General features: G+C 66.1%; 11 protein-coding genes. 3 read left to right on the top strand and 8 right to left on the bottom strand.

Annotation, left to right across the window (positions count from 1 at the left end):
- Nucleotide 1 precedes the first annotated feature (1 nt).
- Nucleotides 2-1321 (bottom strand): sensor histidine kinase, encoded by a 1320-nt coding sequence (locus tag D9M09_RS20755; RefSeq protein WP_070224547.1) that lies wholly within the window; start codon nucleotides 1319-1321, stop codon nucleotides 2-4.
- 165 nt (nucleotides 1322-1486) lie between these two features.
- On the opposite strand from D9M09_RS20755, the gene cqsA reads away from it, so the two are divergent.
- Complete coding sequence (gene cqsA / locus D9M09_RS20750; protein ID WP_070224548.1) at nucleotides 1487-2731, top strand: alpha-hydroxyketone-type quorum-sensing autoinducer synthase; 1245 nt, start codon at nucleotides 1487-1489, stop codon at nucleotides 2729-2731.
- Between the two features lie 6 nt (nucleotides 2732-2737).
- On the opposite strand, the gene D9M09_RS20745 is transcribed toward cqsA, so the two are convergent.
- Genes D9M09_RS20745 through D9M09_RS20735 form a run of 3 tightly spaced genes read right to left on the bottom strand, consistent with a single transcriptional unit; the run spans nucleotide 2738 to nucleotide 4891 of the window.
- A complete protein-coding gene (locus D9M09_RS20745; protein WP_205602278.1) occupies nucleotides 2738-3205 on the bottom strand; it encodes a MarR family winged helix-turn-helix transcriptional regulator in 468 nt (155 codons plus the stop codon).
- Between the two features lie 57 nt (nucleotides 3206-3262).
- Nucleotides 3263-3610: a GIY-YIG nuclease family protein gene (locus D9M09_RS20740; protein WP_070224550.1), complete on the bottom strand. Its 348-nt coding sequence runs from the start codon at nucleotides 3608-3610 to the stop codon at nucleotides 3263-3265.
- Between the two features lie 12 nt (nucleotides 3611-3622).
- The gene (locus D9M09_RS20735; protein WP_121670266.1) at nucleotides 3623-4891 is read right to left on the bottom strand and encodes an MFS transporter; all 1269 of its coding nucleotides are present in this window, start codon (nucleotides 4889-4891) and stop codon (nucleotides 3623-3625) included.
- 132 nt (nucleotides 4892-5023) lie between these two features.
- Between D9M09_RS20735 and D9M09_RS20730 the strand changes: the two genes are divergently transcribed.
- Complete coding sequence (locus D9M09_RS20730; protein ID WP_070224562.1) at nucleotides 5024-5419, top strand: group II truncated hemoglobin; 396 nt, start codon at nucleotides 5024-5026, stop codon at nucleotides 5417-5419.
- A gap of 4 nt (nucleotides 5420-5423) precedes the next feature.
- A complete protein-coding gene (rmuC, locus tag D9M09_RS20725) occupies nucleotides 5424-6785 on the top strand; it encodes a DNA recombination protein RmuC (RefSeq protein ID WP_070224552.1) in 1362 nt (453 codons plus the stop codon).
- 27 nt (nucleotides 6786-6812) lie between these two features.
- Here rmuC and D9M09_RS20720 read toward each other — a convergent pair whose 3' ends face one another.
- The 4 genes from D9M09_RS20720 to moaA all read right to left on the bottom strand — a co-directional run bounded on the left by D9M09_RS20720 (nucleotide 6813) and on the right by moaA (nucleotide 11864).
- On the bottom strand, nucleotides 6813-7598 hold the full coding sequence (locus tag D9M09_RS20720; RefSeq protein ID WP_121670265.1) for a hypothetical protein: 786 nt from the start codon (nucleotides 7596-7598) through the stop codon (nucleotides 6813-6815).
- A 57-nt stretch (nucleotides 7599-7655) separates the two neighbouring features.
- On the bottom strand, nucleotides 7656-8570 hold the full coding sequence (locus D9M09_RS29180) for an MHFG family PEP-CTERM protein (protein WP_162995758.1): 915 nt from the start codon (nucleotides 8568-8570) through the stop codon (nucleotides 7656-7658).
- Nucleotides 8571-8832: 262 nt separating this feature from the next.
- The gene (moeA, locus tag D9M09_RS20705) at nucleotides 8833-10680 is read right to left on the bottom strand and encodes a molybdopterin molybdotransferase MoeA (protein WP_240453433.1); all 1848 of its coding nucleotides are present in this window, start codon (nucleotides 10678-10680) and stop codon (nucleotides 8833-8835) included.
- 62 nt (nucleotides 10681-10742) lie between these two features.
- Complete coding sequence (moaA, locus tag D9M09_RS20700) at nucleotides 10743-11864, bottom strand: GTP 3',8-cyclase MoaA (protein WP_121670261.1); 1122 nt, start codon at nucleotides 11862-11864, stop codon at nucleotides 10743-10745.
- Between the last annotated feature and the right edge of the window lie 52 nt (nucleotides 11865-11916).

The raw sequence follows: 11916 nt of genomic DNA, 5'->3' as shown, positions 1-11916 counted from the left end.
GTCACCTCGCGCGGTGGATGGATGGAAAACGGTTGTGCGTGGGCACGGGCAGGGGCTGGGGAAATTCCAGCACGAAGATGGCGTAGGCGCCTTCGCGCGCGACGCAGCGGATGCGCGCCTGCCAGGCTTGCATGATTTGCCGGCACAGGGCCAGGCCGATGCCGCTGCCGTTATGCGAGGGATACGAATAGAAGCGGTCGAAGATCAGCGGCAAGCGGCTGGCCGCGATGCCGCAGCCCGTATCGATGAACAGCAGGCGCGGCACGGGATGGGCGCCATCGATGATGATGCGCACTCTTCCCTTGCCGGCGCGGTGGATGCTTTTCAAGGCATTGCGCAGCAGGTTCAGCAGGATGACCACGCACAGCTCGGACTGGCCGGGAAACGTGAAATCGGCGCGCACGTCGACCTTGACGATGTCGCGCTGGGCCGTGCTGGTAAATGGGTAGCGGCGCAGCACGGCCGTCACGCTGTCGTGCATGGCCACCGCCTCGTTGGCTTCGAGCTTGCGGTTGACGGCGCTGGCGCTGAGCAGGAACAGATCGATCATGTGGTGCATATGGCGCACTTCGAACTGGATGCGCGCCAGCGCTTCCCGGCTGGCCTCGTCCGGCGGCTGCCCTTGCAGGTTTTGCTGCAGGCCGCGCTGCAGGCCGCGCACGTTTGCCTCGACGCTGACGAGGGGCGTGCGCAATTCGTGCGCCACGCTGCCCAGGCCGGCCGCCAGCCCGGCCAGTTTCTCCTGCGCGCCCACGTTGCGGCCCACCTTGACGACGGACAGCACGGCAATCGTGAACCAGTGCACGGGCAATTGCTGCAAGACGTCGCGGCTGAGCAGGAAGGCGGGATCGCCGGCCACGGCAAACGCCAGGCAAGCCAGCAGGGTGCCGCCCAGGTAGGCCAGCACGGCGATGCGCGTATCGAAGTGAAACAGCACGACCAGCGCCACCAGCAGTGAATGCATCCACAGCGTCGAGGCGTGGTTCATCAGGAACATATATGTAAAGAAAAACGGCAGTTCGAAGGTCAGCCCCAGGAACAGGTAGACGCTGAACCAGGTATTGCTGAAGCGGCCGGGCCACAGCGCGGGCAGGAACAGCAGCGCCGCCACCGTGCGCAGCAGCGGCGATTCGTATTCTTGCGGAAAGAAGTAATGCCACAGCGCGTAGTACAGGGGCATGCCCAGTGCACCGATGAGCGCCAGGGTGCGCACCTGCGCACGCCGCACGGGCGTGTGTTCGATGGCGTCGTGGAAATGCAGGAAAGGCTGGAGCAGCTTGCCTTGCCACCGTTTTCCGGAAGGGGACTGCGCATGCATCATGATCAGGGGGGCGTGTTCGTTGAGGCTTATCAATGCAACATGATCGGCGGGTTCCCTCTGTATCAGCACAATATCGGCACAACTGTTGAGCTGTATCAAACTCTTGCCGGATGACTCGCGCATGTTGGACGCGGTAGTTCCCACCGCAACCAATCAGGAGTCCCTATGTCACACGCCCTTTCCCCTCTGTCGTCCCGCGCCATCCATGCCGAGCAACGGATGCCCGCCTTCGTGCGCGCGCGCATGGATGAGCACTATGTCGAGCGCATCGAGAAGCTGCTCGGCGGCGAACACCTGCATGAATGGCAAGCCGTGCCGGCCGGTGCGGTCATGCTGGCAGGTAATGATTACCTGAACATCGCCGGCGAGGCGGCGCTGCTGGCGGCCCAGGCGCGCGTCTTGCAGGGCGGCGGCGCCATGCTGATGTCGTCCGTGTTCCTGCAGGAAGGCAGCCGCCAGCACCGGCTGGAACACAAGCTGGCGGATTTTCTCGGCAGCGAGGCGTGCGTGCTGGCGCAGTCGGGCTGGGCCGCCAACGTGGGCTTGCTGCAAAGCCTGGCCGGACCTGGCATTCCCGTGTATCTGGACATGCAGGCGCATGCGTCGTTGTGGGAAGGCGTGCAATCGGCGCAAGCCGTGCCCGTCGCCTTCCTGCACAACGATGGCGCCCACCTGCAGCGCCAGCTCGACAAGCATGGCCCCGGCATCATCATCGTCGATGCGCTGTACAGCACCAACGGCAGCGTGGCGCCGCTGCTGGACATGGTGGAAATTGCCGAACGCAGCGGCAGCATGCTGATCGTCGACGAGTCGCACTCGCTGGGCACGCACGGCCCGCAGGGCGCGGGGCTGGTGGCGGAGCTGGGCCTGGCCGAGCGCGTGCATTTCCGCACGGCGTCGCTGGCCAAGGCGTTCGCGGGCCGGGCCGGGCTGATTACCTGTTCGGCCCGTTTTAAGGGATATTTTTTGTCCGCTTCGCGGCCAGCCATCTTCAGTTCCTGCCTGCTCGAACACGAGCTGGCGTGGTTCGATGCGGCGCTCGACTTCATCCGCGCCGCCGATGGCCGCCGCGCCGCGCTGCACCGCCACAGCGTGCAGCTGCGCCAGGGGTTGACGGATCTCGGCTACAACGTCAGCGACGGCACCGAGCAGATCATCGCGCTGGAAGCGGGCAGCGAACCCGATACCTTGATCCTGCGCAAGGCGCTGGAACGGCACGGCATCTACGGCGCCGTCTTCTGTGCGCCAGCCACGCCGAAGAACCGTTCGCTGGTGCGCCTGACCCTGAATGCGGGTTTGCGCGAGGACGAGTGCGCAAGAGTGCTGGCCGCCTGCGCCGCCATCCGCGACGAGACGGGCATGGCGCGCTGGCCCTCGACGCGGCGCCTGCGCAAGCTGGCGCTGGTGTAGCGCGCGTCAGCCGTTGGCGGGCTGGTTGCCGGCGATCGTGCCCAGCAGCATGGACAGGGGCGCCAGCTGGTCCGCGCTGGCATTGCCCAGCAATTCCTGTCCCAGCGCCTGCGCCGTCGTATTCGCGTGCGCCAGCAATGCCAGTCCCGCCTCGGTGATGGCGGCGTAGCCGACGCGCGCATCGCGTGCATCGGCCTGGCGCGCCACCAGGCCGATTTTTTCCAGCGGCATCAGCGAGCGCGTGATGCCGGATGCCGTCAGCGCCAGGCGCTCGGCCAGGTCGATGCGGCGCAGGCGTCCGCCGGGCGCCCGCTGCAAGTGGTACAGCAATTGGTAATCGCTGAAGCTCAGGCCGTGCAGATTGCCCAGGATGCTGTCGAAGCGGCGCACGATGAGCGCCTGGGCGCGCGCCAGGCGCAGGCAAAAGTCCAGCGCGCCGCCGCCGTCCGGCATCGGGAGAGTGTGTTCGGTCATGACATCCTTTTCATTTGCTGCGCAGTGCGTGAGTGCGCAAGTGTAAAGCATGGCCGCTCAATAGCGTGCTTGTCCCTGTTCCAGCAGCTGCGCCTGGTGCAGCGCCAGCAGGGCGTCCAGTTCGGCGTCCGCATCGAAGGCGGGATCGGCGGATTGATCGACGGTGTCGATGATGTCGAAGCGGAAAGCCGCCGCACCGTCGCGCCGCCAGTCCGCCTGCAGGCGGGCGTTGCGGTGCTTGCCCAGGTTCAGTTCGAAGCGGTGGCGGTTCAGCGCGCCGGGCGCGTTGCGGCTGCGTTCGAGCAGGGTGCATCCGCTGGGCAGGTGGCGCAGCGCGATGATGCCCAGCGCGGGCGCTTGTTGCCGGTAAGCTGCTTTCAAGGCTGCTTGCTGTGTTTTATCCATGTTGTGATTTCCTTAAGCTTGGGTGACGTAATCGGTGCTTGCGATGTGGGCAATATCCGTGAACAGGGCGGCGGCGATGGCGGCGGCCAGCAGCAGAGCGCCGCCGACGCAGAACAGCTCGCCAACGCTCACGTGGCGCAGCAGCGCACCCGTGGCCGCCGCCGACAGGGGCGCCAGTCCCAGGAAGATGCCCATGAACACAGCCATCGCCCGGCCCAGCATGGCGGGCGCCACGCGCTGCTGTATCCACGTAAAGATGGCCACCTGCACATAGCCGCCCAGCACTCCCGTGACGGCCAGCAGGGCCGCGCCGTGCCAGGCCGCGCCGATTTGTCCCAGCGCCATCAACAGGCAAGCCACGACGGCGTCGGCGGCCAGCAGGGTGGCGCCGAAATGGCGGCGCAGCCAGGCGCTGCCCAGGCTGGACGCCAGCATGCCGGCCAAGGTGCCGGCGCCGTGCGCGCCCATCAGCATGCCCAGCGCCGCGGCGCCGTGCAGGCGTTCGCTGGCCAGCACGGGCAAGGCGACTTGCAGCGGACCCATGACGAAGAATGCCACCACGGCCCAGTAGGCATAACAGCTGCGCAGGGGCAAGTCGCGCCACACCATGGCCAGGCCCGCCGCCATGTCGCGCCACATGCCTTGCGGCGCCGCAGCCGCAGCCAGGGGCCGTAGCTTGACTTGGCGCAAGGTCCACGCGGAAAACACAAACGTCAGCGCATCGATGGCGAAGGCGGCGGCCAGCGCCGCCATGGAGGTGTGCTGCCCGTTACCGTGGGCACCCAGCACGAGCGCCGCCAGTAACGGACCGGCCAGCAAGGACAACTGGCGCACACCCATCTGCAAGCCATTGGCTTTCTGTAACGTAGGTGCAGGCACGGCTTGCGGCAGGATGGCCGTGCCGGCCGGAATGCCGAAGGCGGACGCGACGCCCAGCGCCAGCGCGGCCGCATACGCGAGCGCCAGGCTGGCCAGGTCCAGCACCAGCAGTCCCGCCAGTGCCAGCAGGATGGCGGCGTTCGCATATTTGCTCAGCAGCAGCACGCGCCGGGGCGAATAACGGTCGGCGATGGTGCCGCCCAGCAAGATGAGCACGGCGCGCGGCGCCCCCATCAGGGCCACGGCGATGCCGAGGCTGAGGCTATCTCCCGTCAGGCTCAGCACCAGCCAGGGCAGGGCCAGCATGCTGAACTGGTCGCCCAGCATGGAGATGAGTCCGCCGCCCAGCAGCCAGCGGAAGTTGGTATTGCGCAGCAAATCAGTGTCGGTGGCGGTTGGCATATTCGTCTTGTTCCTGTTTTAAAATTGCATGGTAGTTGATAAAAGCTTGAGTAGTCAAGTATATTGCCATTTATTGCGGCAGGGAGCGCTGGCGCTGCATGGAGCGCCGATGCTTGCGCTATCATGGCGGCCATGACTGATACCACTGCCCCCACCCTGTACGAGACCATCGGCGGCGCCCCCGTGCTGCGTGAAATGGTCGACCGTTTTTATGACTTGATGGAACTCGAAGCCGAGTTCGCCGGCATCCGCGTCATGCATCCGCCCTCGACGGACGGCTCGCGCGACAAGCTGTATTTCTTCCTGACGGGCTGGATGGGCGGCCCGGATTTGTATATCGAGAAATTCGGCCACCCGCGCCTGCGCGCCCGTCACTTGCCGTATGCCATCGGCACCAGCGAGCGCGACCAGTGGCTGCGCGCCATGGCCTGGGCCATGGAAGACACGGGCATCGAAGAATCCTTGCGCGTGCGCCTGATGGAATCGTTCTATCAGACGGCCGACTGGATGCGCAACAAAGCTGACTGATCCCATGAGCCCAATCGAGTTCTACAGCCTGCTGGGCGCCGCCATCGCCGCCATCGTCCTGTTGCTCTTGTTGCTGCTGCGCCCCCGTGGCGCGGCCGGCGATGGCGCCACCACCCTGGCGCTGGTGCAGCAGCACCAGCAGCAAAGCCTGGAACGCATCGACCGGGTCGAGCGCGAAGTGCGGCTGCAGCTGCAGGCATCGGCGCAAGCCACGCGGCAAGACCTGGCCGCCGGCCTGGCGCAATTCCAGGCGGCGACCCTGCAGCAGCTCGACAGCCTGCGCACGCAGATGCAGGCGCAGGGGAAAGTCGGGCGCGAAGAACAGGCGCAAAGCCTGGCGCGCTTTGCCGAGAGCACCAATCAGACCCTGGCCCAGCTGACGGAATCGAATGCGCAGCGCATGCTGGAAGTGCGCGCCACCCTGGAGAACAAGATCCGCGACTTGCAGGCCGACAATGGCGCGCGGCTGGAAGAAATGCGCAAGACGGTCGACGAGAAACTGCACGCCACCCTGGAAACGCGGCTTTCCGCCTCGTTCCAGCAAGTGTCGGAGCGGCTGGAAAAAGTCCACCAGGGTCTCGGCGAAATGCAGCAGCTGGCGCTCGGCGTGGGCGATTTGAAGCGGGTGCTCACCAACGTCAAGACGCGCGGCACCTGGGGCGAAGTGCAGCTGGAAATGCTGCTGGAGCAGGTACTTACTGTCGACCAGTACGCGAAGAACGTGGAAACGTTGCCGGGCAGCGGCGCGCGCGTGGAATTTGCCCTGAAGTTGCCGGGCATGGTCGATGGCGGTCCGCCCGTGTGGATGCCCATCGATGCGAAATTTCCCAAGGAACAGTATGAGCGCCTGGTCGAGGCGGCCGAGCGGGCCGATGCGGACGCCGTGGCCCTGGCCGGCCGCGAACTGGAGCGGGCCGTGCGGGGCGAAGCGAAAACCATCGCCGAGAAATACCTGGCGCCGCCGCTGACGACGGATTTCGCCATCCTCTTCCTGCCCACGGAAGGCCTGTATGCGGAAGTGCTGCGCCGCCCGGGCCTGGCCGACGAATTGCAGCGCGTGCACCGGGTCAGCATTGCCGGGCCATCCACCCTGACGGCCTTGCTCAACAGTCTGCAGATGGGTTTCCGCACCCTGGCGCTGGAAAAGCGCTCGTCCGAAGTGTGGCAAGTGCTGGGCGCCGTCAAGACGGAGTTCGGCAAGTTCGGCGACGTGCTGTCGCAAACCCGGCTGACCCTGGAAAAGGCGGCGAAGAATATCGAAAGCGCGGAAGTGCGCAGCCGGCAGATGGCGCGCAAATTGAAATCCGTGGAAGCCTTGCCGGGCGAGGCGGCCGCCTTGCTGCTGGGTAAGGCGGACGGCGAATAGCGCCGCCCTGTTCGCCGCGGCGGCCGGCTAGGCCTGTTGTTCCTCATCCATCTGGCGCTTGACGATGGCAGCGGTGATGCTGCCGGGCGCATCGAGCTCGCGCTGCGCCAGCGTGCGCATGGCGTCATTCGCCAGGCCGGCCAGCAAGGCGGCGCACAGCGCGTCGGCCTCGGCGGCCTGTCCCTGGCCGCGCAGTACGGCAGTGGCGATCCGCACGTCTTTCACCAGATTCATCAACTCCGCCGCCAGGCGCGGTGCCGTGCCCGGCGCAGGAAGCAGGGGCTGGCTGGCGGCCAGAGTATTGACAGTCTCGAGGTGTGCCAGCGGTGCGGGGCAGCGGTAGCGCTCCGCCAGCGCAAAATTGCCCACTTCGACGACGGCCGGCAGCGCTTGCCAGGCGTGCCGGCGCGCCAGTTCCGGGGCGCTGACGTCCAGCCGGGCGAACAGGTCGGCGGTGGAGCGGACATCGCCCAGCGTCTCGTTCATTTCGACGATAAGAGAAAAACGCGATGCGCGCCCGAACGCGTTGCTTGCCGGCGGCACGCTACTGTCGTGGCGTCCGAAAACGTGCTCGCCTGACAGCAGCAGCCGTATTTGCGCGTCACGCTCCACCTGCAGCGCGGTGTACGCCGGCGCGTAGGCCTCGGCCAAAAACTTCCACTCCAGCATGGGGATGAAATAGCTCGACCTTGCCGAATTCACGACTCGTCCGGCGTCGGCGAACAGCTGTTGCAGCAGCGGCAGCGCTTGCGCATGCCGGCCTTCCGCGCGCAGCGCAATGAGACGTGCTAAGCGGCTATCGATATCGGGCATGGCGGTCCTTGTCTGGAATGCATCATAGTAACAAGTCCGCACCCGGCTGGCTACGCATCAGGCGGCATGCTTGCCGGCCCGGCGTTTTCTGGCGGCGAAGGCCGTCAGCGCCAGTCCCGCCAGCAGCATGCCCCAGGTTTGCGGTTCCGGCACGGCCGGCAAGACGGTCGGCACCGTCGGTGGCAAGCTAGGGATGATCACGGTGGGCGGCACGATGATGCTGCTGCCCCGGTCCGGCGGCAGGCCGCCTCCACCCCCGCCGCCGCCGCCCATGCCGGCAGGCGGCGTGATGCCGCCGGCGGTACGCACATAATCGAAGGGCAGGAAAGGAATGCTGGCCACCTCGGGCGGCATGGCGCCGCCCGTGAACGAGCCGCCGCGCAAGGCGTCGGGATTGTCGATCAGGGGCACGCCTGCCGTTTCCGGGGCGGCGGGCGCGGCGGCAGCGGGTGCTGCACCGCCGGGAGCGGCACCACCGGCCGCCGGCGGCGCCGACGCGGGCGCCTGCGTGATGCGGCTGACGTTGCGGCAAATCGTCGGCACCAGGATGCACTGGCCCTGCACGCAATACACGAGGCCCCGTTCCTGCATCTGCTCGTTCCAGCCCGCACGCGTGACGTTGCGGCAGACGCGGCCGGGGCCGAAATGCATGTCGCTGATGCGCGCGTTGTAATTGCCCTTGCCGCGGATGGCGTCGCGGCTGATCACCACGATCTCATCGTACTGGCGCGCGCGCATGCGCGCCTTCAATTGTTCGCGCACTGGCGGCGCGATATCCGTATAGCGGTCCACGGCCGCCACCACGTCACCCATGAACGGGTCGACGCCGGGACGGTTCCAGTTGCAGTTGTCCAGCACGTCGGCGCGGGCCACGCCTTTCGCATACGCGGGCAGGGGAGCCAGAGACAACATGCCGAATAGGACTGCCGCACCCAGCATGCAGGTGCTCGCCAACCATGGGCCGTGTTTCATTGTTAGTTTCCTCGTGAAAACAATATCAAAATTGAACTTTTGCTTGAGTTCGAATGTTATCACCGAAGAAACTTCAATATCAACTAATAAATAAAATTATTACAATTAGTGTTGTGTTTATTGATTTATTTTGACAAGAAATGATTAATATTTTTATCTCGGCAGGCGCAGGTGTGCCGCGCAGGAGAAAATTGATTGCGAAGGGGAAATGCAAACGGCCCGCGCAGGGCGGGCCGTCAAGGAGAGGGGGAGGGGCAGTTGCTTACATCAGGCCATGGAACAGCACAATATCGACGAGGTCGCCTGCCGCCACGTGGCCTTGCGCCTCATGCAGCACGATCATGCAATTGGCTTGCGTCATCGAGCGCAGGATGCCCGAGCCTTGCGCGCCCGTCACGCGCACGTGCTGGCGCCCGTCCGCGCCGCGCTCGACGATGCCGCGCTGGTATTCCGTGCGGCCCCGTTTCTTGCGGATCGGTGCCTGCGCCGCCACCTGCAGCAGGGGCAGGCTGGCCGTGTCCGCGTCGGCGCCCATCAGGCGCAGCAGGGTGGGGCGGGCGAGGAAATAAAACGCCGCCATCACGGCCACGGGGTTGCCGGGCAGGCCCAGCAGCAAGGCCGTGTCGCCCTCGCTGGCAATCCGGCCAAAGGCCATGGGGCGGCCCGGGCGCATGTTGATTTGCCAGAAAGCCACGTCGCCGAGGCGGGCCAGGATCTCGCGCGTAAAATCGGCCGCGCCGCTGGACACGCCGCCCGAGGTGATGATGACGTCGGCCTTGGCGCAGGCGCCGCGCAGGGCCGCTTCCAGCGCCTGCGGATTGTCCTTGACGATGCCCATGTCGAGCACCTCGCAGCCGAGGCGGGTCAGCATGCCCAGCAGGGTGTAGCGGTTGCTGTCGTAGATGCAGCCCGCGGCCAGCGGCTCGCCGATCGAGCGCAATTCGTCGCCCGTGGAAAAGAAGGCCACGCGCAGGCGGCGGCGCACGGGGACGGTGGCGATGCCCAGCGAGGCCAGCAAGCCCAGTTCGGCCGGCCCGAGTATCTTGCCTTGCAGCAAGGCCGGCTGGCCCTGCATCAAGTCCTCGCCCTTGAAACGGCGGTTGTCGCCGGGGCGGATGCAGTCCGGCGCCAGCGTGATGCTGGTTTCATTGACTTGCAGCACCAGTTCCTGCGGCACCACGCTGTCGCAGCCGTCGGGCATGACGGCGCCCGTCATGATGCGCGCGCATTGGCCGCGCCCCACTTTGACCGTGCCGGGACGGCCCGCCAGGATGGTGTCGACCACGGCCAAAGTTACTGGCGTGTCGCCGCCCAGGTCGGCACCGTGCAGCGCATAGCCATCCATGGCGGAATTGTCGTGCGCGGGCACGCTGATGGGCGAGATGATGTCGGCCGCCAGCATGCGCTCGAACGCCTGCGGCAGCGGCAATTCCTCGATCCCGGCCACGGGCGCGACGGTGTCGGCCAGGATGGCTTGCGCCATCGGCACGCTCAAGCCCCGCGCCTGCAAGGCGGCCAGCTCGTCCGGCGTATTGATGTTGCCAAACGCGGCGCCATCCTCGAACAGCACTTCGGCCAGCTTCAAGGGGCCGTGCCAGGTGCGCATGCGGCGTTCGCCGCCGCGCAGGTAGGCATCGAGCTGGGGCAGGGCGGCAGTCTTGACGAGACAGAAGACGGGGTGCGGCCGGCGCACGGCCGATCCCGTCGCCGGATCGGTTTCCTCGGTGACGGCGATGGCCAGGTCGGCATCGTTCTCGACCAGGCCGGCGGCCAGGCGCGCGGCCAGGTCGGGCGGCAGCAGGGGTGAATCGCACGGCACGGTGAGCAGGTAGGGCGTGCCGGCGTGCTGCATGCCGCTGTGTAAACCTGCCAGCGGACCCAGCTGGCCAGGCAGCGCGTCCGGCCACACGGGCACGCCGAAGCGCGCGTACTCGCCGGCATCGGCGTGGACGCTGACGGCCAGCTGGCCCACTTGCGGCGCCAGGCGCTGCAGCACGTGGCGCGCCAGGGGCTGGCCATGCAGGTGCAGCATGCCCTTGTCGCGCTGGCCCATGCGCGTGCCCAGGCCGCCGGCCAGGATCAGGCCGGTAATGTCGTGTTTGTTGATCATGTCAGGTAGGAAAATGGGTGCATGCGCCATGGTAGCAGCGGCGGGCGTGCGCCGCGCCCGATTCAGCCGCCGATGTACGACATTTCCACTTTCTTTTTACCGTGCTCAAGCGCGCCGCCCGTCAAATCCGTCTGGCTGGTGCGCAATTGCGAATAGCGGTCGCCGCGGCCGCGCCACAGCTGCGCCACGGCCGAGGAAATTTCCGCGTCGCTGTGGCCGCCGCGCAGCAGGCTGCGCAAGTCGTGGCCGCTGCTGGCGAACAGACACGTGTACAGCTTGCCTTCGGTCGAGAGGCGGGCGCGGCTGCAGTCGGCGCAGAACGCTTGCGTGACGCTGGAAATGAGGCCGATTTCGCCGCCGCCATCGGCGTAGCGCCAGCGCGCCGCCGTCTCGCCCGTGTAGTTCGGGTCGATGGGCAGCAAGGGCATGTGCGCGCTGATGCGCTGCACGACTTCGGCGGACGGAATGACTTCCTGCAAGTTCCAGCCGTTCGAGGCGCCCACGTCCATGTATTCGATGAAGCGCAAGATGTAGGGCGTGCCCTTGAAGTGGCGCGCCATGGGCACGATTTCCTGCTCGTTCATGCCGGCCTTGACGACCATGTTGATCTTGATCGGTCCCAGGCCCGCCGCATGCGCGGCATCGATGCCTTGCAGCACGTCGGCCACGGCGAAATCGACGTCGTTCATGCGCTTGAAGGTGGCGTCGTCGAGCGAATCGAGCGACACGGTGACGCGGTTCAGGCCCGCATCCTTCAGGGCTTGCGCCTTTCTGGCCAGCAAGGAACCGTTGGTCGTCAAGGTCAGGTCCAGCGGCTGGCCCGACGGCGTGCGCAGTGCGGCCAGCATGGCGATGAGCTTTTCGATATTCTTGCGCAGCAGCGGCTCGCCGCCCGTCAGGCGGATCTTTTCCACGCCATGTGCGACGAACAGGCGCGCGATGCGCGTGATTTCCTCGAACGACAGCAAATCCGTATGCGGCAGATACACGTGGTTCTTGTCGAACACGTCCTTGGGCATGCAGTACACGCAACGGAAATTGCAACGGTCGGTGATCGAGATGCGCAAGTCGTGCAGGGGCCGGCCCAGTTGATCGTTCAGCAGGCCTGTTGGCGCTTCCAGGGCGGCCGGGATGGCCGGAGCGGTCCGTCGCCGCTCCGTCATCATGATGATTTTTTCTGACATGAGCCTAATAATCTTGCTGTTTTTCTAATTCCGGCGCCGCATAAGGGCCGCC

The sequence above is a fragment of the Janthinobacterium agaricidamnosum genome (assembly GCF_003667705.1).
In the GTDB taxonomy this organism is placed as follows: domain Bacteria; phylum Pseudomonadota; class Gammaproteobacteria; order Burkholderiales; family Burkholderiaceae_D; genus Janthinobacterium.
This window is presented reverse-complemented; position numbering and strand designations above follow the sequence as displayed.

Coding starts and splice junctions, on each gene's coding strand:
- D9M09_RS20720 (WP_121670265.1), bottom strand. CDS start 7,598: ATGCCCGATATCGATAGCCGCTTAGCACGTCTCATTGCGCTGCGCGCG.
- D9M09_RS20740 (WP_070224550.1), bottom strand. CDS start 3,610: ATGGATAAAACACAGCAAGCAGCCTTGAAAGCAGCTTACCGGCAACAA.
- D9M09_RS20745 (WP_205602278.1), bottom strand. CDS start 3,205: ATGACCGAACACACTCTCCCGATGCCGGACGGCGGCGGCGCGCTGGAC.
- D9M09_RS29180 (WP_162995758.1), bottom strand. CDS start 8,570: ATGAAACACGGCCCATGGTTGGCGAGCACCTGCATGCTGGGTGCGGCA.
- D9M09_RS20730 (WP_070224562.1), top strand. CDS start 5,024: ATGACTGATACCACTGCCCCCACCCTGTACGAGACCATCGGCGGCGCC.
- D9M09_RS20755 (WP_070224547.1), bottom strand. CDS start 1,321: ATGATGCATGCGCAGTCCCCTTCCGGAAAACGGTGGCAAGGCAAGCTG.
- moaA (WP_121670261.1), bottom strand. CDS start 11,864: ATGTCAGAAAAAATCATCATGATGACGGAGCGGCGACGGACCGCTCCG.
- rmuC (WP_070224552.1), top strand. CDS start 5,424: ATGAGCCCAATCGAGTTCTACAGCCTGCTGGGCGCCGCCATCGCCGCC.
- cqsA (WP_070224548.1), top strand. CDS start 1,487: ATGTCACACGCCCTTTCCCCTCTGTCGTCCCGCGCCATCCATGCCGAG.
- D9M09_RS20735 (WP_121670266.1), bottom strand. CDS start 4,891: ATGCCAACCGCCACCGACACTGATTTGCTGCGCAATACCAACTTCCGC.
- moeA (WP_240453433.1), bottom strand. CDS start 10,680: ATGATCAACAAACACGACATTACCGGCCTGATCCTGGCCGGCGGCCTG.